General features: G+C 70.2%; 16 protein-coding genes. 11 read left to right on the forward strand and 5 right to left on the reverse strand.

The genetic code is table 11. The features are described from left to right. Positions 1-10: 10 nt before the first annotated feature. Positions 11-1,141 (reverse strand): ADP-forming succinate--CoA ligase subunit beta, encoded by a 1,131-nt coding sequence (sucC, locus tag ABZT17_RS22800; RefSeq protein WP_356351389.1) that lies wholly within the window; start codon positions 1,139-1,141, stop codon positions 11-13. 145 nt (positions 1,142-1,286) lie between these two features. Between sucC and ABZT17_RS22805 the strand changes: the two genes are divergently transcribed. The 6 genes from ABZT17_RS22805 to ABZT17_RS22830 all read left to right on the forward strand — a co-directional run bounded on the left by ABZT17_RS22805 (position 1,287) and on the right by ABZT17_RS22830 (position 10,687). Then, positions 1,287-2,969, forward strand: a complete 1,683-nt coding sequence (locus ABZT17_RS22805; RefSeq protein ID WP_356351391.1) for a thiamine pyrophosphate-binding protein — start codon at positions 1,287-1,289, stop codon at positions 2,967-2,969. An 11-nt stretch (positions 2,970-2,980) separates the two neighbouring features. Then, positions 2,981-4,213 carry a formyl-CoA transferase gene (frc, locus tag ABZT17_RS22810; RefSeq protein WP_356351393.1) on the forward strand — a complete coding sequence of 411 codons (1,233 nt, stop codon included), beginning with the start codon at positions 2,981-2,983 and terminating at the stop codon, positions 4,211-4,213. Positions 4,214-4,217: 4 nt separating this feature from the next. After that, complete coding sequence (locus ABZT17_RS22815) at positions 4,218-6,350, forward strand: acetate--CoA ligase family protein (protein WP_356351412.1); 2,133 nt, start codon at positions 4,218-4,220, stop codon at positions 6,348-6,350. A 205-nt stretch (positions 6,351-6,555) separates the two neighbouring features. Further along, positions 6,556-7,986 carry an OFA family MFS transporter gene (locus tag ABZT17_RS22820; protein WP_356351395.1) on the forward strand — a complete coding sequence of 477 codons (1,431 nt, stop codon included), beginning with the start codon at positions 6,556-6,558 and terminating at the stop codon, positions 7,984-7,986. Further along, positions 7,983-9,374, forward strand: a complete 1,392-nt coding sequence (locus ABZT17_RS22825; protein ID WP_356351396.1) for an OFA family MFS transporter — start codon at positions 7,983-7,985, stop codon at positions 9,372-9,374. The genes ABZT17_RS22820 and ABZT17_RS22825 overlap by 4 nt, the downstream gene beginning before the upstream one ends. Before the next feature lie 131 nt (positions 9,375-9,505). Continuing rightward, positions 9,506-10,687, forward strand: coding sequence for a low temperature requirement protein A (locus ABZT17_RS22830; protein ID WP_356351398.1), 1,182 nt, complete (start codon positions 9,506-9,508; stop codon positions 10,685-10,687). Positions 10,688-10,713: 26 nt separating this feature from the next. Here the strand turns inward: ABZT17_RS22830 and ABZT17_RS22835 are convergent, their stop codons facing one another. From ABZT17_RS22835 to ABZT17_RS22850, 4 genes are all read right to left on the reverse strand, one after another. Continuing rightward, complete coding sequence (locus ABZT17_RS22835) at positions 10,714-11,391, reverse strand: GntR family transcriptional regulator (protein WP_356351400.1); 678 nt, start codon at positions 11,389-11,391, stop codon at positions 10,714-10,716. 137 nt (positions 11,392-11,528) lie between these two features. Continuing rightward, entirely contained in the window at positions 11,529-12,467 is a 939-nt protein-coding gene (locus ABZT17_RS22840; protein WP_356351401.1) for a beta-ketoacyl-ACP synthase III, read from the reverse strand. 149 nt (positions 12,468-12,616) lie between these two features. After that, positions 12,617-12,751, reverse strand: coding sequence for a hypothetical protein (locus ABZT17_RS22845; RefSeq protein WP_351576972.1), 135 nt, complete (start codon positions 12,749-12,751; stop codon positions 12,617-12,619). Beyond that, positions 12,720-14,054, reverse strand: a complete 1,335-nt coding sequence (locus tag ABZT17_RS22850) for an OFA family MFS transporter (protein WP_356351403.1) — start codon at positions 14,052-14,054, stop codon at positions 12,720-12,722. Before ABZT17_RS22850 ends, ABZT17_RS22845 begins: the two co-directional genes overlap by 32 nt. Before the next feature lie 203 nt (positions 14,055-14,257). Here ABZT17_RS22850 and ABZT17_RS22855 point away from each other — a divergent pair, with 203 nt between their 5' ends. From ABZT17_RS22855 to fdhD, 5 genes are read left to right on the forward strand one after another with little or no spacing between them, the layout of a single operon-like run. After that, positions 14,258-15,229, forward strand: a complete 972-nt coding sequence (locus ABZT17_RS22855) for a 2-dehydropantoate 2-reductase (protein ID WP_356351404.1) — start codon at positions 14,258-14,260, stop codon at positions 15,227-15,229. Beyond that, positions 15,226-17,145: a molybdopterin-dependent oxidoreductase gene (locus ABZT17_RS22860; protein ID WP_356351405.1), complete on the forward strand. Its 1,920-nt coding sequence runs from the start codon at positions 15,226-15,228 to the stop codon at positions 17,143-17,145. Before ABZT17_RS22855 ends, ABZT17_RS22860 begins: the two co-directional genes overlap by 4 nt. Positions 17,146-17,150: 5 nt before the next feature. Next, positions 17,151-18,974, forward strand: a complete 1,824-nt coding sequence (locus ABZT17_RS22865; RefSeq protein WP_356351413.1) for an NADH-ubiquinone oxidoreductase-F iron-sulfur binding region domain-containing protein — start codon at positions 17,151-17,153, stop codon at positions 18,972-18,974. Next, the gene (locus tag ABZT17_RS22870; RefSeq protein WP_356351406.1) at positions 18,971-19,831 is read left to right on the forward strand and encodes a 2Fe-2S iron-sulfur cluster-binding protein; all 861 of its coding nucleotides are present in this window, start codon (positions 18,971-18,973) and stop codon (positions 19,829-19,831) included. The genes ABZT17_RS22865 and ABZT17_RS22870 overlap by 4 nt, the downstream gene beginning before the upstream one ends. A 7-nt stretch (positions 19,832-19,838) precedes the next feature. Continuing rightward, positions 19,839-20,687 carry a formate dehydrogenase accessory sulfurtransferase FdhD gene (gene fdhD, locus ABZT17_RS22875; protein ID WP_356351407.1) on the forward strand — a complete coding sequence of 283 codons (849 nt, stop codon included), beginning with the start codon at positions 19,839-19,841 and terminating at the stop codon, positions 20,685-20,687. Positions 20,688-20,821: the final 134 nt, after the last annotated feature.

A 20,821-nucleotide genomic window follows, 5' to 3' on the forward strand; every position in this document is an offset into this window, starting at 1 on the left:
TCGGGCTCCTTCAGCCGGCGGTGGCGAGTCGGGCGGCACGGCGGGCGGCGCCGTCCATGGTGGTGGCCTGCTGGACCAGCGGGTGCGCGCGGCCGTCGAGGATCGCTCGGCCCCGGGCGGCGTTGTTGCCGTCGAGGCGCACGACCAGCGGTTTGGTCAACCGCACGGCGTCCAGGGCCCGCACGATGCCGTCGGCGACCGCGTCGCAGGCGGTGATGCCTCCGAAGACATTGACGAAGACCGACCTGACCGCCGGGTCGGAGAGGATGACGGCCAGCCCGTCGGCCATGATCCGGGCGGAGGCTCCGCCGCCGATGTCGAGGAAGTTGGCGGGGCGGGCCCCGCAGCCCGCGACCACGTCGAGGGTCGACATGACCAGCCCCGCGCCGTTGCCGATGACGCCGACCTCGCCGTCGAGCTTGACGTAGTTGAGGCCCTTGGCGGCGGCGATCCCCTCCAGCGTGTCACCCCGCTCCACGTCCCCGGCGCCCCAACGCGCATGCCGGAAAAGGGCGTTGTCGTCGAGGGTGACCTTGCCGTCGAGTGCGAGGATCCGTCCCTGCCGCGTCCGCACCAGCGGGTTCACCTCGACCAGCAGCGCGTCCTCGCGGACGAGCACCTCCCACAGTCGTACGAGAACGTCGAAGGTCCGCGGTGGAAGCCCCGCCGCCTCGGCGATCTCGCCGGCCTTCGCCGAGGTGACGCCCTCGGCCGGGTCGACGGGGACACGGGCGACCGCCTCGGGCCTGCGGGCCGCGACCTCCTCGATCTCCATGCCGCCCTCGGCGGACGCGATCGCGAGGAAGGTGCCCGCGGCACGGTCGAGTACATAGGAGACGTAGAACTCGGTCTCGATGTCGACGGGTTGGGCCAGCATCACGGTGCCGACGGGGTGGCCCTTGATGTCCATGCCGAGGATCTGGCGGGCGGTGAGCTCCGCGGCGGCCGGGTCGGCGGCGAGCCTCACACCGCCCGCCTTGCCGCGCCCGCCTGTCTTCACCTGGGCCTTCACCACTACGCGCCCGCCGAGTGCGCGGGCGATCTCCCGGGCCTTCTTGGGAGAATTGGTCACCTCGGCCCGCGGCACCGAGATGCCGTGTTCCTCGAAGAGTTCCCTTGCCTCGTGCTCGAACAGGTCCATTCCGGCTCCTGACTCAAAAGTGCCGCACGCCCCCTGGACACCACCCACCGGATGCGGGATAACAAGCTTCATACAGTATTCGTCGACTGTATGCAATGTACCGCGACAGCCGTTCCCACCCCCTACGAAGGGACAGGACTGCGCCATGCCCGACGACACCCAGGACGTGATTTCCGGCGGTCACCTCGTCGCCAAGGCTCTGAAGGCCGAAGGGGTCGACCGCATCTACACGTTGTGCGGCGGCCACATCATCGACATCTACGACGGCTGCGTCGACGAGGGCATCGAGGTCGTCGACGTACGCCATGAACAGGTCGCCGCCCACGCCGCCGACGGCTACGCCCGCCTCACCGGCAGGCCCGGCTGCGCCGTCGTCACCGCCGGTCCGGGCACGACCGACGCCGTCACCGGTGTCGCCAACGCCTTCCGCGCGGAGTCCCCCATGCTGCTGATAGGCGGTCAGGGAGCGCTCGCCCAGCACAAGATGGGGTCATTGCAGGACCTGCCGCACGTCGACATGATGACCCCGATCACCAAGTTCGCGGCAGCCGTGCCGGACACGGCCCGCGCGGCGGACATGGTGTCCATGGCCTTCCGCGAGTGCTACCACGGCGCGCCCGGACCGTCCTTCCTGGAGATCCCGCGCGACGTCCTGGACGCCAAGGTGCCGGTGGCGAAGGCGCGGATACCGAGGGCCGGTGCCTACCGGGCCTCGACCCGCTCGGCCGGCGATCCCGAGGCGATCGAGAAGCTCGCCGACCTGCTGGTGCGCGCCGAGAAGCCGGCCATCCTGCTCGGCAGCCAGGTATGGACGACCCGCGGCACCGAGGCCGCCGTCGAGCTGGTACGGACCCTCAACATCCCGGCGTACATGAACGGCGCCGGCCGCGGCACCCTCCCGCCCGGCGACCCGCACCACTACCAGCTCTCGCGCCGGTACGCCTTCTCGAACGCCGACGTCATCGTCGTCGTCGGCACACCCTTCGACTTCCGCATGGGCTACGGAAAGCGGCTCTCGCCGGACGCGACCGTCGTGCAGATCGACCTCGACTACCGCACCGTCGGCAAGAACCGCGACATCGACCTCGGGATCGTCGGCGACGCCGGGTTGGTGCTGAAGTCGGTGACCGAGGCCGCCTCGGGACGCCTCAACGGCGGCGCCGCGAGGCGCAAGGAGTGGCTGGACGAGCTGCGCGCCGCCGAACAGACCGCGATCGAGAAGCGGTTGCCGAGCCTCAGGTCGAACGCCTCGCCGATCCACCCGTACCGCCTGGTCAGCGAGATCAACGACTTCCTCACCGAGGACTCCGTCTACATCGGCGACGGCGGCGACATCGTCACCTTCTCCGGGCAGGTCGTGCAGCCCAAGTCGCCCGGCCACTGGATGGATCCGGGGCCGCTGGGCACCCTCGGCGTCGGCGTCCCCTTCGTGCTCGCGGCGAAGCAGGCGCGGCCCGACAAGGAGGTGGTGGCCCTCTTCGGTGACGGCGCCTTCTCCCTCACCGGCTGGGACTTCGAGACCCTGGTCCGCTACGACCTGCCCTTCGTCGGCATCGTCGGCAACAACTCCTCGATGAACCAGATCCGTTACGGCCAGAAGGCCAAGTACGGCGAGGAGCGCGAGCGCGTCGGCAACACCCTCGGTGACGTCCACTACGACAAGTTCGCCCAGATGCTGGGCGGTCACGGCGAGGAGGTCCGCGACCCCGCCGACATCGGCCCCGCCCTGCGCCGCGCTCGTGAGTCTGGCAAGCCGTCGCTGATCAACGTCTGGGTCGACCCGGACGCGTACGCCCCCGGAACCATGAACCAGACGATGTACAAGTGAGGTGAACGCCCGTGACCACCAAGGCACTTGAGGGCATCCGCGTTCTCGACATGACCCATGTCCAGTCCGGGCCCTCCGCGACCCAGCTGCTGGCCTGGCTCGGCGCCGACGTCGTCAAGCTGGAGGCGCCGAGCGGTGACATCACGCGCAAGCAACTGCGCGATCTGCCGGACGTCGACTCCCTCTACTTCACGATGCTCAACTGCAACAAGCGGAGCATCACCCTCAACACCAAGACCGAGCGCGGCAAGGAGATCCTCACCGAGCTGATCCGGCGCTCGGACGTCATGGTCGAGAACTTCGGACCGGGCGCGGTCGACCGCATGGGCTTCACCTGGGACCGCATCCAGGAGATCAATCCGCGGATCGTCTATGCCTCCATCAAGGGGTTCGGGGACGGCCCGTACACCAACTTCAAGGCGTACGAGGTCGTCGCGCAGGCCATGGGCGGGTCGATGTCGACCACCGGTTTCGAGGACGGGCCGCCGCTGGCGACGGGGGCCCAGATCGGGGACTCGGGCACGGGCGTCCACGCGGTGGCGGGGATACTCGCGGCGCTGTTCCAGCGCGAGCACACCGGGCGCGGCCAGCGGGTCAATGTGGCCATGCAGCACGCCGTGCTCAACCTCTGCCGGGTGAAGCTGCGCGATCAGCAGCGCCTGGCCCACGGCCCGCTCGCCGAATATCCCAACGACGACTTCGGCACGGAGGTACCCCGCTCGGGGAACGCGTCCGGCGGCGGTCAGCCCGGCTGGGCGGTCAAGTGCGCGCCGGGCGGCCCGAACGACTACGTGTACGTCATCGTGCAGCCCGTCGGCTGGCAGCCGCTCAGCGAGCTCATCGGCCGGCCGGAATTGGCGGACGACCCCGAGTGGTCGACGCCGGAGGCGCGTCTGCCCAAGCTCAACAAGATGTTCCAGCTGATCGAGGAGTGGTCCTCGACGCTGCCCAAGTGGGAGGTGCTGGAGCGGCTCAACGCCCACAACATCCCGTGCGGGCCGATCCTGTCGACGAAGGAGATCATCGAGGACGAGTCGCTGGTCGCCAACGAGATGGTCGTCACCGTCCCGCACCCCGAGCGCGGCGAGTTCGTCACCGTCGGCAGCCCGCTCAAGCTCTCCGACTCCCCCGTCCAGGTGACCAGTTCACCGCTGCTCGGCGAGCACAACGAAGAGGTCTACGTCGGCGAGCTCGGCCTCGGCGACGAGGAGCTGCGCCTGCTCGAGTCGAACGGAGTGATCTGACGTGATGGCCGAGGACCGGGTGCTGAGGGTGCGGTCGCTCCTCGACGCCGTGCGCGCCGAGGGACGGACCGCACTGACCGCGCCCGAGGGCAAGGTGATCGCCGACGCGTACGGGATCGCCGTACCGGGTGAGGAGCTCGCGACCGATGTCGATGAGGCCGTCGCGTACGCGGCGCGCTTCGGCGGGCCCGTGGTGATGAAGATCGTCTCTCCGGACATCCTGCACAAGACCGACGCCGGCGGGGTGATCGTCGGGGTCGAGGGCGCCGCCGACGTCAGGGCGGCGTTCCACGAGATCGTCGACAACGCGCGTGCGTACGACGCGAACGCGCGGATCGAGGGGGTGCAGATCCAGGAACTGCTGCCCCAGGGGCAGGAGGTCATCGTCGGCGCGGTGACGGACCCGACCTTCGGGAAGGTCGTCGCCTTCGGGCTCGGCGGGGTGCTGGTCGAGGTCCTCAAGGACGTCACGTTCCGGCTGGCGCCGGTGAGTGCCGACGAGGCGCTGTCCATGCTGGACTCGATCCGGTCGGCGGAGATCCTGCGCGGGGTGCGCGGCCGGGCCGGCGTGGACCGGTGGGCGATCGCCGAGCAGATCAGGCGCGTGTCCCAACTGGTCGCGGACTTCCCGGAGATCGCCGAGGTCGACCTCAACCCGGTGATCGCGACCCCGGAGGGCGCGGTCGCGGCGGACATTCGCGTGATCCTCGCCGAGAAGCAGCCGCCACCGCGCAGGAGGTACACGCGCGAGGAGATCCTCACCTCCATGCGCCGGCTGATGCAGCCCCGCTCCGTCTCCGTGATCGGTGCCTCCAACGAGCAGGGCAAGATAGGCAATTCGGTGATGCGCAACCTCGTCGACGGCGGCTTCGCCGGGGAGATCCATCCGGTGAACCCCAGGGCCGATGACATTCTGGGCCGCAAGGCGTACAAGAGTGTCACGGACGTTCCCGGTGAGGTGGATGTGGCGGTCTTCGCGATCCCCGCCAAGTTCGTGGCCTCGGCCCTGGAGGAGGTGGGACGCAAGAAGATCCCGAACGCCGTGCTGATCCCCTCCGGGTTCGCGGAGACCGGCGAGCACGAACTCCAGGAGGAGATCGTGGCGATCGCCGAGCGGTACGGCGTCCGCCTCCTCGGTCCGAACATCTACGGCTACTACTCGACGTGGCAGGACCTGTGCGCCACGTTCTGCACGCCCTACGACGTCAAGGGCGGCGTGGCGCTGACCTCGCAGTCCGGCGGCATAGGAATGGCGATCCTGGGCTTCGCCCGCACCACGAAGACGGGCGTGTCGGCGATCGTGGGCCTCGGCAACAAGTCGGACCTGGACGAGGACGACCTGCTGACCTGGTTCGGTGAGGATCCGCACACCGAGTGCATCGCGATGCACCTGGAGGACCTCAAGGACGGCCGCGCCTTCGTGGAGGCCGCGCGGGCGACCGTACCGAGGAAGCCCGTCGTGGTCCTCAAGGCGGGCCGTACGGCGGCGGGCGCGAGGGCGGCCGGGTCGCACACCGGGGCCCTCGCGGGCGACGACACCGTGTACGACGACATCCTGCGGCAGGCCGGTGTCATCAGGGCACCCGGACTGAACGAGATGCTGGAGTACGCGCGCGCGTTGCCGGTGCTTCCGGCGCCCAGGGGCGACAACGTGGTGATCATCACCGGCGCGGGCGGCAGCGGCGTACTGCTGTCGGACGCGGTGACCGACAACGGGCTGTCCCTGATGGAGATCCCGCCGGACCTGGACGAGGCGTTCCGGAAGTTCATCCCGCCCTTCGGGGCCGCGGGCAACCCGGTCGACATCACGGGCGGCGAGCCGCCGTCGACGTACGAGGCGACCATCCGGCTCGGTCTGGAGGACCCGCGCATCCACGCGCTCGTCCTCGGCTACTGGCACACGATCGTCACTCCCCCGATGGTCTTCGCGGAACTCACCGCGCGCGTGGTGGCCGAGTTCCGCGAGCGCGGGATCGTCAAGCCCGTGGTGGCCTCGCTCGCGGGCGACGTCGAGGTCGAGGAGGCCTGCCAGTACCTCTACGAGCGCGGGGTCGTGGCGTACCCGTACACCACCGAGAAACCGGTGGCGGTGCTCGGCGCGAAGTATCGCTGGGCGCGGGCGGCGGGGCTGCTGTGAGGCCGGCGGACGCGATGCAGTCGGCCCCCCGGACGGGACACAGCCCGCTGGGCGCTGGGCGCGGGGATGTCGGGGGGCGGTTCATGAGGTGATCCACGCGCGGGGCGGCCGACAGTGCGGTCGGCCGCCCCGGGACCCGTGCGCACACGAAAGGCATTGGACAGAGGGCGCTGGCCAGAACTTTCGACGCAAGGGGCACTGAGCGATGACAACGACCGACTGTTCGGCGTCCGTCCCCCACAGGGAGGTGACGGACCGCAACGGCCGGGTGTACCGGATCGGCGAGACCGACGTCGACATCATGGGCCGCACCCGCAGGTGGATGGTCGTCCTGCCCTGGGTGGGCATGATGGGCATCAGCTCCGCCGAGTACGCGTTCACCTCGGCGGAGGACACGCTCCACGAGGCGCATCTGTGGAGCAGCGGACACATCTTCTGGCTGATGGGCGTCTGGGTCTTCTTCCAGGCGGCCGTGGCCTTCCCCGCCGGACAGCTGCGCGAGAGCGGACGGCTGCCCGCGCGCACGGCGATGATGATCGGCGCCGTCGGCACCATGATCGGCTATCTGTCGCTGGCGTACGCACCGCATGTGGCCGTCGCCTATGTCGGCTTCGGCATGTTCAGCGGCATCGGCGCCGGTCTCGTCTACACGACCTGCGTGAACATGGTCGGCAAGTGGTATCCGGAGCGCAGGGGCGGCAAGACGGGCTTCGTCACCGGCGGCTTCGCCTACGGCTCCGTGCCCTTCGTCTTCCTGTTCACCTCGTACATGGACCTGAGCAACTACCGGACCGTGCTCGCCTGTGTGGGCGTCGGACTGTGCCTGGTGGTGGCGACGGCGGGCTGGTTCTTCAAGGACCCGCCGAAGAACTGGTGGCCCCCGCACGTCGACCCGCTGAGGCTCACCGACGACCCGAAGATCCGCCGGGCGCTGGAGAGGAACCCGCCGGCGGTCAAGCAGTACACCCCGAAGGAGGCCGCCCGTACGCCCGTCCTGTGGATGATGTGGTTCTGTCTGCTGTGCACGGCCGGCATCAACATCTTCGGCATCGCCTTCCAGGTGCCGTTCGGCAAGGACATGGGCTTCGCGGGTGGGATCGTCGCCACCGCGATGTCCCTGAAGGCGATCGTCAACGGCACCGGACGCGGAGTCATCGGCTGGATCTCCGACCTCCCCCACGCTCGAACGAGCTCGCGCGGGGGCACCCCCATCGGGCGCCGCAACACCCTGATCATCGTCTGCATCGTGCTCGGCACGGCGCAGTTCGGCGTGCTGGTCTCCGGCCAGATGGGCAGCATGCCGTTCTTCCTGTTCTGCTCCATGGTCTCCGGCTTCGGCGGCGGGGCGATCTTCCCGCTCTTCGCGGCCATGACGGCGGACTACTTCGGCGAGAACAGCAACGCCACCAACTACGGCATGGTCTACAGCTCGAAGCTGATCTCCGGGCTTCTCGGCTCCGGCCTGGGCGCGGTCGTCGTCGGCGCCTGGGACTACCACGGCGCGTTCGTGCTGGCGGGCTCCATCGGCCTGGCCTCGGCCGTGCTGGCGATTTTCCTGAAGTCCCCGGGCAGGCCCAAGGCCCGGCGCATCGTCCCCAACCCGCACACGCTCGGCGAGGAGATGGCACAAGCATGACTGCAGATCCGCTCTCGGCCGATCCGGCGGCCGCCCACCGTCCCTACCGCGAGGTGACCGACTCCCGGGGCCGTGTCTACCGCGTCGGCGAGACCGACCGGGACATCCTCGGCCACTCCCGCAAGCTCATGGTGTATCTCCCGTGGATCGCCATGATGGCCATCAGCGTCTTCGAATACGCGTACGGCTCCGCCGAGGACACCCTGTCCCACGCGCACGGCTGGACGCAGTCCGACACCTTCTGGATCCTCAGCGTCTGGGTGTTCTTCCAGGCGGGCATCGCCTTCCCGGCGGGCTGGATGCGCGAGAAGGGCATCCTGACGGCCCGCAGGGCCATGTACATCGGCTCCGGCATGTGCCTGGTCGGTTTCCTCGCGCTGTCGCATCTGAGCGACGTCCTGCCGGCCATCCTGGGCTTCGGCGTCATCGGCGGCATCGGCGCCGGCCTGATCTACGCGACCTGCATCAACATGGTCGGCAAGTGGTTCCCCGAGCGCCGCGGTGCCCGCACCGGCTTCGTCAACGGCGGCTTCGCCTACGGGTCGCTGCCGTTCATCTTCATCTTCAACTACGCCTTCGACACCGGGAACTACCACCGCGTCCTGGACCTGATCGGCTGCTACATCATGATCGTGGTCTTCGGGTGCGCGTTCTTCTTCAAGGACCCGCCGAAGAACTGGTGGCCCGCGGACATCGACCCGCTCACCTTCTCCGGAGACCGGAAGAACGCGGCGAGCCTCGCCAAGAACCCGCCCGCGGTGAGGCAGTACACCCCCAGGGAAGCCATCAGGACCGGCATGCTGCCCCTGATGTGGATCTCCATCGTGATGACGGCGGGTGTGTCGATCTTCGGGATCTCCTTCCAGGTCGACTACGCCAAGGACGTCGGTTTCGGCCCCCTGGTGGCGGCCTCCTCGATGGGTGTCATGGCGGTCATCAACGGCGTCGGGCGCGGTGTCGTGGGCTGGCTGTCGGACCGGTGGGGCCGTAAGCCGACCCTGGTGTTCGTCATCGTCGTCCTGGGGCTGGCCCAGTTCGGTGTGATCCTGGCGGGCGAGATGAGGAGCGAGTGGCTGTTCCTCTTCTTCGCCTTCCTCTCCGGCTTCGGCGGCGGCGCCTTCTACCCGATGTTCGCGGCCCTGACCCCGGACTACTTCGGGGAGAACTACAACGCCACCAACTACGGCCTGGTGTACAGCGGCAAGCTGGTCAGCGGCCTGTTCGGCGGCGGCCTCGGCTCCATGGTGGTCGCGGCCTGGGGCTACAGCGGCGCGTACGCGCTGGCCGGCGGTGTCTCGATGGTCGCGGCGGCGATCGCGCTGCTGCTGCGGCAGCCCGGGCGCAGCAGCAGGTCCGCTCCGGCGCCGGAGCCACAGCCCGCAGGGTGACCGCCGCGCGCGCGAGGAGGCCCTCCCCGGGTGCGGGGAGGGCCTGCCGGTGGTGGAGCCGGGGAAACTCGCGCGCCCCCCTGCGGACCGCCCCCTACGATCTGGTCAGCACCGGTCCAGGGGGAACACACATGAACAGCGCGCCGGAGGAGGAGACGGGTCGCAGGGTCACCACCCTCGAACTCTTCTTCGACCTCGTCTTCGTCTTCACTCTCACCCAGCTCACCGTGCTGCTCGCCGGCGACCTGACGTTCGCCACGGCGGGCCGGGTCGCGCTGATCTTCGTGGTGCTGTTCTGGATGTACGGCGCCTACGCGTACCTCACCAACCAGGTGCCGCCGGACCGCCCCTCCCGCCGTCTGCTGCTGATGCTGGGCATGGGCGCGTTCCTCGTCTGCGCGCTAGCCGTCCCGCGTGTCTTCGACGACACCGGCGTGGTCTTCGGACTCGGCTTCCTGGCGGTCGTGGTCGTGCACACCGCGCTCTACACCCGCAGCCACGGCCGGGACTCCCTCTGGTACGGCGTCCCCAACGCGCTGGCCGCCCTGTCGGTCACGGCGGCGGGCTTCTTCCACGGGCTCGCGGCGGACGGCTTGTGGCTGCTGGCGGTCGTCCTGCAGTTCGTGACGCCGTTCTTCGCCGAGCACGGGCCGGGCAGGGCCGACGGACGGCGGTCGGCGGCCGTCCTGCGCGTCCAGCTGGGCGGTCTGGACCCGGCGCACTTCGTGGAGCGCCACGGTCTGCTGCTGATCGTCGCGTTCGGCGAGTCCGTCATCGCGATCGGCACCGGCATCGGCCGGCTGCCGCTCACGGCGGGCCTGCTGGGCGGCGCGTTCCTGTCGCTGGCGCTCGCGGTCGCGCTGTGGTGGGCGTACTTCGTGCGCGACGAGGAGGCCGCCGAGGCGGCGTTCCGGGCGACGCCGGCACCGAAGCGCTGGCGTCTGGCGATGAACGCGTACTACTACGCCTTCCTGCCGATGCTGCTCGGCATCGCCTACCTGGCGACGGGCGTGAAGAAGACGCTCGGCCATCTCACGGAGCATCTGCACCCGGGCCCGGCGCTGGCGCTGGCGGGCGGTGTGGCGCTCTTCCTCGTGGGGGACGTGGCGTTCAGGGCTGTGCTGCGCCTGCGCCCCGTCCGCTTCCGCGCGAGTGCCGCCCCGGTGGCCCTGGCCACCGCGCTGTTCGGCATCCGGGTCTCAGCGGTCGCCGAACTCCTCGCCCTGGTGGGGGTGTTGGTGGTCATGCTGACGGTCGAGGCCCGGTCGTGCGGCGCCCCGGCGAAGGGGTCTCAGTCCGTCGCCCGCTCGTGACCTCGGTCCGTCGCCCGCTCGTGACCTCAGTCCGTCGTCCGCTCGTGATAGGACCGCCGGGTGTGCTCGGTGTGTTCGCGCATCAGCTGGGTGGCGCGCTGCTCGTCCCGGTCCGAGACCGCGGCGATCAGCGCCCGGTGCTCGATCCAGGACTGCCGGCCGCGCTGGCGGGCGATCGGCGTGTAGTACCAGCGCACCCGGCGGTCCACCTGGGCCGCGAGCTCCGCGAGGACCGCGTTGCCCGCCAGCTCCATGATCTTCGCGTGGAAGCGGGCGTTCATGGCGACGGCCGCGTCCACGTCGTCCGCCGCGACCGCCTTCTCGCCCTCCGCGCAGAGCTCCTCGAGCACCGAGATCCCGGCGCTGCCCGCGTTGGCCGCGGCCAGTCTCGCCGCCTCGGCCTCCAGGAGCGTACGGACCGTGAGGAGCTGGTCGGCCTCCTCCTCCGTCGGCTCGTGCACGAACGCGCCCTGGGCGGGCCGCAGATCGACCCAGCCGTCGGTGTTCAGCCGCTGCAGCGCCTCCCGCACCGGCTGGCGGGAGACTCCGAGGTGGCCGGCGAGCTCGCTCTCGACGAGATGCTGGCCGGGTTGCAGGGCACGGGTGGTGATGAGTTCGAGCAGTGCCTCGTAGACGCGGTCGCGCAGCGGGCCGGGCCGTTCGAGCTTGGGCACCGCACCCTGCGGCAGTCCTGTCGACAACATCGGTCCCCCTCCTGGGGCAGCGCGGGGCAACTTGCGGCCGGAAGGACAGTATGGATTGTCTTTCGTCTACAGTCTACGGCGCACAACGGCCGGACGGCCGGCGGATCGGCCGCCTCACACCCGGGCGTCCCCGCAGGTCACGGGCAGCGGACGACCTGACCGGCGTAGGACAGGTTTCCGCCGAAGCCGAACAGCAGGACCGGGTCGCCGGTGGAGAGGGCGCCCTGTTCGACGAGCTTCGAGAAGGCGAGCGGGATGCTCCCCGCCGAGGTGTTGCCGGACTCCACGACGTCCCGCGCGACGACGGCGTTGACGGCGCCGATCTTCTGGGCGAGGGGTTCGATGATGCGAAGGTTGGCCTGGTGCAGCACGACGGCGGCGAGGTCGGCGGGCTCCAGGCCGGCGCGCTCGCAGGCCTTGCGGGCGATGGCCGGCAGCTGGGTGGTGGCCCAGCGGTAGACGCTCTGCCCCTCCTGGGCGAACCGCGGGGGCGTGCCCTCGATCCGCACGGCGTGTCCCATCTCGGGCACCGAGCCCCACAGCACCGGCCCGATGGCGGAGTCCTCGGACGCCTCGACCACGGCGGCCCCCGCCCCGTCGCCGACGAGCACACAGGTCGTACGGTCGCTCCAGTCCGTCACCTCGGACATCTTGTCGGCGCCGATGACCAGGGCCCGGGTGGATCCGCCCGCGCGGACCGCGTGGTCGGCCGTCGCCAGCGCGTGGGTGAATCCCGCGCACACGACGTTGATGTCCATCGCCGCGGGCGAGGGGATGGCGAGACGGGCGGCGACCCGGGCGGCCATGTTGGGCGAGCGGTCGATGGCCGTGGACGTAGCGACCAGGACCAGGTCGATGTCGCCGGGCGTGAGGCCGGCCGCCGCGAGGGCCTTGGCGGCGGCGTGCGCGGCGAGTTCGTCGACGGGCTCGTCCGGTCCGGCGATGTGGCGTGTGCGGATGCCCACCCGGGACGTGATCCACTCGTCACTGGTGTCGACCATGCCCGCCAGATCCTCGTTGGTGAGCACCTTGGCGGGCTGGTAGTGGCCGACGGCGGCGATGCGCGAGCCGTTCATTGGGTGGTCCCCCTCGTTGCCCTGGGTTGCGGGATCCACCAGTCTGATCAGTGACTCGCGGGTACGACGGCACGACAGCCGACAGGAATCGGGCGTCCGGGTTGTCGGCTTCTGTCAGACCTTCGGACGCCCGAACACCTGCCGAACAGTCACCCGGTGAACAGCTTCGTCGCCTTCTGTACGAGTTCGTAGAGGCCGTACACGAGCGGCGCCCCCACCCACAGCCAGGCGAAGGCGATCAGCGGGCGCCGGTCAGGCGGACTCTGGCTGCTGTCGTTCGACATCGACGGTCTCCTCCTTCGGAGTGGGGATGTGATGACGGGCGTCGACCGGCCGGACCAGTTCGTTGGCGACGAAGCCGACGACCAGCAGGCCGATCATGATGATGAAGGAGAGCTCGTACAGGGAGGAGCCGCTCTTGCCGGCGCCCTTCTGGTGGTCGGCGATCCAGTTGACGATCAGCGGTCCGAGGACGCCCGCCAGCGACCAGGCGGTGAGCAGCCGGCCGTGGATGGCACCGACCTGATAGGTCCCGAAGAGGTCCTTCAGATAGGCGGGGACGGTCGCGAACCCACCGCCGTAGAAGGACAGGATCACCATCGCGCACAGCACGAACAGCGGCTTGGAGGAGTCGCCGAACAGCGCGATCAGCGCGTACATGGCCGCGCCGGTGCCGAGGTAGACGCGGTAGATGTTCTTGCGTCCGATCAGGTCGGAGGTGGAGGACCAGCCGATGCGGCCCGCCATGTTGGCGGCGGAGAGCAGGGCGACGAAGCCCGCCGAGGCGGACACCGACACCGGGGTCGAGCTGTCCTTGAAGAAGTCCTGGATCATCGGCGCGGCCTTCTCCAGGATGCCGATGCCGGCCGTCACGTTCGTGCACAGCACGACCCACAGGAGCCAGAACTGCGGGGTGCGGATGGCGCTGCCCGCGGAGACCTGCGGCCCCTGGAGCACGCTCGGCGCGCCCTCGACCGGCCGCTCGCCGCGCGGCACCCGCACCAGCAGCACACCGAGAGACATGAAGACGGCGTACGACAGTCCGTGCACGAGGAACGCGAGCGCGATGCCGGAGCTGCCGGCGCCGAACGACGCCAGCATCTGCGTCGACCAGGGCGAGGCGATCAGCGCGCCGCCGCCGAAGCCCATGATGGCGATGCCGGTGGCCATGCCGGGCCGGTCCGGGAACCACTTGATGAGGGTGGAGACCGGCGAGATGTAGCCGATGCCGAGGCCGATGCCGCCGACGAAGCCGTAGCCGAGGACGATCAGCCAGTACTGCTCGGTGGCCGCGCCGAGGGCGGAGATCAGGAAGCCGGAGGAGAAGCAGACCAGGGCCACCGTCATCGCCCACCGCGGTCCGTTGCGCTCGACCAGCGTGCCGCCGAACGCGGCGGACAGTCCGAGCATCACGATGGCGAGCTGGAAGGGCAGCGCGCTCTCGGTGCCGCTCAGGCCCAGCGAGGATTCGAGGGGCGGCTTGAACACGCTCCAGGCGTAGGCCTGGCCGATGGACAGATGGACGGAGAGAGCGGCGGGGGGAACCAGCCAGCGGCTCCAGCCGGCCGGTGCGACAGGGGGACTCATGATCCCGAACGGTAGGCAGTGCCAAGGGAGTTGAGAAGGCGGCACGTCGACCGTATGCGATGAACGGTATGCGGGGAGCGCCGAACGGTCCTGCGTGAGGCCTTGTCGACCCAACTCCCATACTGTAGACAATATTCAGTCGACAGAGTTCGACGGTGCGGCCATCTCCGCGGTATCCCTCGACCGAACGGAGTTCCCTCGTCATGAAAGTCGCAGTCCTCGGCGCCGGAGCGATCGGCGCCTATGTCGGAGCCGCGCTCCATCGCGCGGGCACCGACGTCCAACTCGTCGCCCGTGGGCCCCACTTGGCGGCCATGAGGCGGAACGGGGTCAGGGTGCTCAGCCCGCGCGGCGACTTCACCGCGCGCGTCCACGCCACCGACGACCCGGCCGAGATCGGCCCGGTCGACCATGTCTTCCTGGGCCTGAAGGCCACCTCGTACGCGGCGTGCGGACCGCTGATCGAGCCCCTTCTGCACGACACCACGGCGGTGATCGCCGCCCAGAACGGCATCCCCTGGTGGTACTTCCACCGCCACGGCGGCCCCCACGACGGCCACCGCGTCGAGAGCGTGGACCCCGGCGGCGCGGTCAGCGCGGTGCTCGCCCCCGAACGGGCCGTCGGCTGTGTCGTCTACGCGGCCACCGAGCTCGAAGGACCAGGTGTCGTACGGCACCTGGAAGGCACCCGGTTCTCGATCGGCGAGCCCGACCGCAGCCGGTCCGGGCGCTGTCGGGACTTCAGCGAGGCCATGGTCGCCGGGGGCCTGAAGTGCCCCGTGGAACCGGATCTGCGCAACGACATCTGGCTCAAGCTGCTCGGCAACATCTCCTTCAACCCGATCAGCGCGCTGGCCCGCGCCACCATGCGGCAGATGTGTCGGCACGGCGGCACCCGCAGGGTCATCGAGACGATGATGGCCGAGACCCTCTCCGTCGCCGAGGCCCTCGGCTGCGAGGTCGGCGTCTCCATCGAACGCCGGCTGGCCGGCGCCGAACGCGTCGGCGACCACCGCACCTCCACACTCCAGGACCTGGAGCGCGGAAAGCCGCTGGAACTCGACGTCCTCCTCGCGGCCGTCGTCGAGCTGGCGGAGATCACCGGCGTCGACGTGCCCACGCTGCGCACCGTGCACGCCATCTCGGACCTTCTCGCGCTGAGGAGCGCCGCATGAGGAAGCGTCAGCCGAAGACCTACCCCCGCCTCACCCACCCCCTCGTCCGCGACTCCCGCGACGAGCCCTTGCGGCAGGCGAGTTGGGAGGAGGCCCTGGACCGCGCCGCCCGCGGCCTGCGGCGCGATCGCGACGCCTTCGGCATGCTCTCCTGCGCCCGCGCCACCAACGAGATGAACTACGTGGCGCAGAAGTTCGCCCGGGTCGTCATGGGCACCAACAACGTCGACTCCTGCAACCGGACCTGCCACGCCCCGAGCGTCGCCGGGCTCCTTGCCGCGTTCGGCTCCGGCGGCGGCACGTCGTCGTACGAGGAGATCGAGCACACGGACGTCATCGTGATGTGGGGCTCCAACGCCCGCTTCGCCCACCCGATCTTCTTCCAGCACGTCCTCAAGGGCATCAGGAACGGCGCCCGGATGTACGCCGTCGACCCGCGCCGCACCTCCACCGCCGAGTGGGCGGAGAGCTGGCTCGGCCTCGACGTCGGCACCGACATCCCGATGGCGCACGCGATCGGACGCGAGATCATCCACGCGGGCCTGGCCAACGAGGCGTTCATCGAACGGGCGACCACCGGCTTCGACGAGTACAGGGCGCTCGTCGAGCCGTGGACACTCTCCCTCGCCGAGAAGGTGACCGGCGTACCGGCCCGCGCCATAAGGGAGTTGGCGCACGCCTACGCCCGCGCCGAGCGCGCCCAGCTGTGCTGGACCCTCGGCATCACCGAGCACCACAACGGCACCGACAACGTCCGCGCGCTGATCAACCTCTCCCTGCTGACCGGCCAAGTAGGCCGGTACGGCGCCGGGTTGCAGCCCCTGCGCGGCCAGAACAACGTGCAGGGCGGCGGCGACATGGGCGCCATCCCCAACCGGCTGCCCGGCTTCCAGGACATCCTCGACCCCGACGCGCGCCTCAGGTTCGAGTCCGCCTGGGACACCGTGATCCAGCCCCACTACGGCCTCAACCTCACCGAGATGTTCGAGGCGATGGAGGAGGGCTCGCTCAAGGCCGTCTACTGCATCGGCGAGAACCCGGCCCAGTCGGAGGCCGACAGCGAGCAGGCCGTACGGCGCCTGCGCCGGCTGGACTTCCTCCTCGTGCAGGACATCTTCCTCACCAGGACGGCCGAGTTGGCGGACGTGGTCCTCCCCGCCACCGCCGGCTGGGCGGAGACGGACGGCACGACCACCAACAGCGAGCGGCGAGTACAGCGGGTACGGCGTGCGGTCACCCCGCCCGGCGAGGCGCGCGAGGACATCGACATCATCTGCGAACTGGCCGCCCGCCTCGGCCACGACTGGAAGTACGCGGACGCCGAGGCCGTGTGGAACGAACTCCGCTCCGTCTCGCCGGACCACTACGGGATGACCTACGCACGCCTGGAGGACCACCAGGGCATCCAGTGGCCGTGCCCGAGCACCGAACACCTCGAACCGACGTATCTGCACGGCCGGTTGTGGGAGAAGGACCCGGCCGAGCGCGGGAGGCCGGCGCCCTTCGGGATCGTGCGGCACGACCCGCCCGTCGACCTCACGGACGAGCGGTTCCCGATCCGGCTGACGACCGGCCGGCGCCTGGACTCCTACAACACCGGTGTGCAGAGCGGCGGTTTCGCCTCTCCCCTCCGCCGCGGCGAGTACATCGAGCTGTGCCCGGAGGACGCCGAACGGTACGGGGTCGTGGTCGGCGAGGAGGTGCGGGTGTCCTCGCGGCGCGGCGCGGTGGTCGCCCCGGTGTGGATCGACACGGCCCTGCGCCCCGGACTCGCCTTCATGACGATGCACTTTCCCGACGAGGTGGACACCAACCAGCTGACCATCGAGGCCAATTGCCCGATCGCGGGGACGGCGGAGTTCAAGGCCTCGGCGATCCGGATCGACAAGCTCCCCGTCGCGACCATCGTGAGGTGACGCAAGTGGACCTGCACTTCGGCGACAGCAAGCCGACGGACGACGAACGGGCCGCCGTGGACGCCCTGCTGGGCCCTCCCGAGTCCTCCTGGGAGGGCGCCGACCGGTCCGACGCAGACCTGAGGTGGGCGCGCGGCGGGCGCGCGGCCCGGGACCGCCGTGACCTGCTGCTGCCGGGGCTGCACGCGATCAACGACCGGATCGGCTGGATCAGCGAGGGCGCCCTCGACTACCTGTGCCGACGGCTGACCGTGCCGCCGGCGGAGGCGTACGGCGTCGCGACGTTCTACGCCCTGTTCTCGGTCGGGCCGCGGCCCGCCACCGTCCTCCATGTCTGCACCGACCTCGCGTGCGCCGCGGCCGGGGCGTCCGACCTGTGCGCCGGTGTCGAGGCGCGGCTCGGCCCCGGCAGCGGCGTGCACGTCGAGCGCGGTCCCTGCCTCGGTCTGTGCGAGCGGGCACCGGCGGCGCTCGCGATCAAGGCCGGCGATCCGGTGCGTACGGCGGTGTCGGCGCCGGCGACCGTGCGCGAGGCGGTCCTCGCCGCGAGCGCGCCGGACTCGGCACCCCAGGAGCCGCCGGCCGCGACGGCCGTACCGCAGGCGGGTCGGGACCACCTCGTCCTGCTGAAGCGCGTCGGTGCGGTCGACCCGTCGTCGCTGGACGACTACCGGGCGGCCGGCGGCTACACCGCGCTGCGCCGGGCCTTCGAGCTCGGCCCCGCCGGGGTGATCCGCGAGATCACCGACTCCGGCCTGGTCGGGCGCGGTGGCGCCGCCTTCCCCACCGGCCGCAAATGGCAGGCCACGGCGTCCCGGCCCGACCACCCCCACTACCTGGTGTGCAACGCCGACGAGTCGGAGCCGGGCACCTTCAAGGACCGCGTGATCATGGAGGGCGATCCGTACGCGCTGGTCGAGGCGATGACCGTGGCGGCCTACGCCACCGGCGCCCACCAGGGGTTCGTCTACCTGCGCGGCGAGTACCCGAGGGCGCTGCGCCGCCTCCGGCACGCCATCGACCAGGCACGCGCGCGTGGCTTCCTCGGCGACGACGTCCTCGGCCAGGGCCATGCCTTCGACATCGAGATCCGGCGCGGGGCGGGCGCCTACGTCTGCGGCGAGGAGACGGCCCTGTTCAACTCCATCGAGGGCCACCGGGGCGAGCCGCGCTCCAAGCCGCCGTTCCCCGTCGAGAAGGGACTGTTCGGAAAGCCCACGGTCGAGAACAACGTCGAGACGCTGATCAACGTACTCCCCGTCCTGACCATGGGCGCACCCGCTTACGCGGCGATCGGCACCGAGAGCTCCACCGGCCCCAAGCTCTTCTGCGTGTCCGGCAGCGTGGAACGGCCCGGGATCTACGAACTGCCCTTCGGCGCCACACTCGGCGACCTCCTCGCAGAGGCAGGCGTACGGGACCGGCTGCGGGCGGTGCTGCTCGGCGGCGCGGCCGGCGGCTTCGTACGGCCGGACGAACTGGACATCCCGCTCACCTTCGAAGGCACCCGGGAGGCGGGCACCACCCTCGGCTCGGGCGTGGTCATGGCCTTCGACGACACCGTGCCGCTGCCCCGGCTGCTGCTGCGCATCGCCGAGTTCTTCCGCGACGAGTCGTGCGGGCAGTGCGTGCCGTGCCGGGTGGGGACCGTACGGCAGCAGGAGGCGCTGCACCGGATCGTGGCGCGGACGGGTGCGGCCGCCGCCGATGACATCGCCCTGCTCAGGGAGGTCGGCCGCGCGATGCGGGACGCCTCGATCTGCGGCCTGGGCCAGACCGCGTGGAACGCCGTGGAATCCGCCATCGACCGTCTGGGGGCGTACGAATGACCGTGACACCGCTGGGGATTCCGCGACGGCTGCTGGAGTTCACCCTGGACGGTCACGAGGTCCGGGTCCCGGAGGGCTCGACCGTCCTCGACGCGTGCCGGGCGGCCGGGAGGGACGTGCCGACCCTGTGCCAGGGCGACACCCTGCGCCCGAAGAACGCCTGCCGGGTGTGCGTCGTCGAGGTCGAGGGCTCCCGGACGCTGGTACCGGCCTGCTCGCGCAGGGCCGAGCCCGGGATGGTCGTCCGCACGGACACCGAGCGCGCCCGGCACAGCCGCAAGGTCGTCCTCGAACTACTGGCCTCCTCGGTCGACCTGTCGACGACTCCGCGGGTCGGCGGATGGATCAAGGAGTACGAGGCGAAGCCGGACCGGTTCGGCCCGGACGCGGCCCGCCTCGACGAGGAACCGCGGGTCGACAACGATCTGTACGTACGCGACTACGACAAGTGCATCCTCTGCTACAAGTGCGTCGACGCCTGCGGCGACCAGTGGCAGAACACCTTCGCGATCTCTGTTTCCGGACGCGGTTTCGACGCCCGTATCGCCGTCGAGCATGACGGCCCGCTCACCGACTCGGCCTGTGTGTACTGCGGAAACTGCATCGAGGTGTGTCCGACCGGCGCGCTGTCCTTCAAGTCGGAGTTCGACATGCGCGCGGCGGGTACGTGGGACGAGACGAAGCAGAGCGAGACGACCACCGTGTGCGCGTACTGCGGAGTGGGCTGCAACCTCACGCTCCACGTGCAGGACAATGAGATCGTGAAGGTCACCTCCCCGCACGACAACCCGGTGACCCACGGCAACCTCTGCATCAAGGGCCGCTTCGGCTACCAGCACGTACAGAACCGGGACTGAGGCACACATGGGACGAGTCACGGAACGACGCAAGGTGATCCGCATCCGCGACGGGGCGGTCTCCTCCCGCCCCGACACCCTGGTCGCCGAGGAACCGCTGGAGATCCGGCTGAACGGCAAACCGCTCGCGATCACCATGCGCACCCCCGGCGACGACTTCGCCCTGGCCGCGGGCTTCCTGGTCAGCGAGGGTGTGCTCGCCGAGCAGGCGGACCTGCAGAACATCGTGTACTGCGCGGGCGCCACGGCCGACGGCTCGAACACGTACAACGTGGTGGACGTGCGGACCACCCCGGGCGTGCGGATCCCCGACATCACCCTGGAACGGAACGTCTACACCACCTCGTCCTGCGGCCTGTGCGGCAAGGCGAGCCTCGACGCGGTCCGTACGACGGCCCGCTGGCCGATAGCCGACACTCCCCCGGTCCGGGTCGACCCCGAGCTGCTCGCGAGCCTCCCCGACCGGCTGCGGGCGGCCCAGCGGGTCTTCGACCGGACCGGGGGCCTGCACGCGGCGGCCCTGTTCACCGAGGAGGGTGAGCTGCTCGACATCCGGGAGGACGTCGGCCGGCACAACGCCGTGGACAAACTGGTCGGCCGTGCCCTGCAGAACGGGGATCTCCCCCTGTCCCGCACGATCCTGCTGGTCTCCGGACGGGCCTCGTTCGAACTCGCCCAGAAGGCGGTCATGGCGGGCATCCCCCTCCTCGCGGCGGTCTCCGCCCCGTCCTCGCTCGCCGTCGACCTGGCGGCGGAGACCGGCCTGACCCTGGTGGGCTTCCTGCGCGGCAGCTCCATGAACGTGTACGCGGGCGAGGACCGTATCGCTCTACGGACCGCGGCCGCCCAGAGCTGACCGCCCTTTTTTTGCTTCGTTCGCCTTCGGGGGCGCTCTGTGCCGGTGTCGAGGCGGCCACCGTGCTCAGCGCTTCGCCGCCACCTCCGCGGGGACCTGGACCGGGAACTGCACATCTACGGCTTCGTCGAGGC

It is taken from the genome of Streptomyces sp. NPDC005648 (assembly GCF_040605395.1).
Classification (GTDB): Bacteria; Actinomycetota; Actinomycetes; order Streptomycetales; family Streptomycetaceae; genus Streptomyces.

What these genes read in the sequence shown, in the direction of transcription:
- ABZT17_RS22870 (WP_356351406.1), top strand. Translation starts at nt 18,971, where the DNA reads ATGACCGTGACACCGCTGGGGATTCCGCGACGGCTGCTGGAGTTCACC.
- ABZT17_RS22815 (WP_356351412.1), top strand. Translation starts at nt 4,218, where the DNA reads ATGGCCGAGGACCGGGTGCTGAGGGTGCGGTCGCTCCTCGACGCCGTG.
- ABZT17_RS22805 (WP_356351391.1), top strand. Translation starts at nt 1,287, where the DNA reads ATGCCCGACGACACCCAGGACGTGATTTCCGGCGGTCACCTCGTCGCC.
- ABZT17_RS22825 (WP_356351396.1), top strand. Translation starts at nt 7,983, where the DNA reads ATGACTGCAGATCCGCTCTCGGCCGATCCGGCGGCCGCCCACCGTCCC.
- sucC (WP_356351389.1), bottom strand. Translation starts at nt 1,141, where the DNA reads ATGGACCTGTTCGAGCACGAGGCAAGGGAACTCTTCGAGGAACACGGC.
- ABZT17_RS22835 (WP_356351400.1), bottom strand. Translation starts at nt 11,391, where the DNA reads ATGTTGTCGACAGGACTGCCGCAGGGTGCGGTGCCCAAGCTCGAACGG.
- ABZT17_RS22840 (WP_356351401.1), bottom strand. Translation starts at nt 12,467, where the DNA reads ATGAACGGCTCGCGCATCGCCGCCGTCGGCCACTACCAGCCCGCCAAG.
- ABZT17_RS22850 (WP_356351403.1), bottom strand. Translation starts at nt 14,054, where the DNA reads ATGAGTCCCCCTGTCGCACCGGCCGGCTGGAGCCGCTGGCTGGTTCCC.
- ABZT17_RS22830 (WP_356351398.1), top strand. Translation starts at nt 9,506, where the DNA reads ATGAACAGCGCGCCGGAGGAGGAGACGGGTCGCAGGGTCACCACCCTC.
- ABZT17_RS22845 (WP_351576972.1), bottom strand. Translation starts at nt 12,751, where the DNA reads ATGTCGAACGACAGCAGCCAGAGTCCGCCTGACCGGCGCCCGCTGATC.
- ABZT17_RS22855 (WP_356351404.1), top strand. Translation starts at nt 14,258, where the DNA reads ATGAAAGTCGCAGTCCTCGGCGCCGGAGCGATCGGCGCCTATGTCGGA.
- ABZT17_RS22860 (WP_356351405.1), top strand. Translation starts at nt 15,226, where the DNA reads ATGAGGAAGCGTCAGCCGAAGACCTACCCCCGCCTCACCCACCCCCTC.
- ABZT17_RS22820 (WP_356351395.1), top strand. Translation starts at nt 6,556, where the DNA reads ATGACAACGACCGACTGTTCGGCGTCCGTCCCCCACAGGGAGGTGACG.
- fdhD (WP_356351407.1), top strand. Translation starts at nt 19,839, where the DNA reads ATGGGACGAGTCACGGAACGACGCAAGGTGATCCGCATCCGCGACGGG.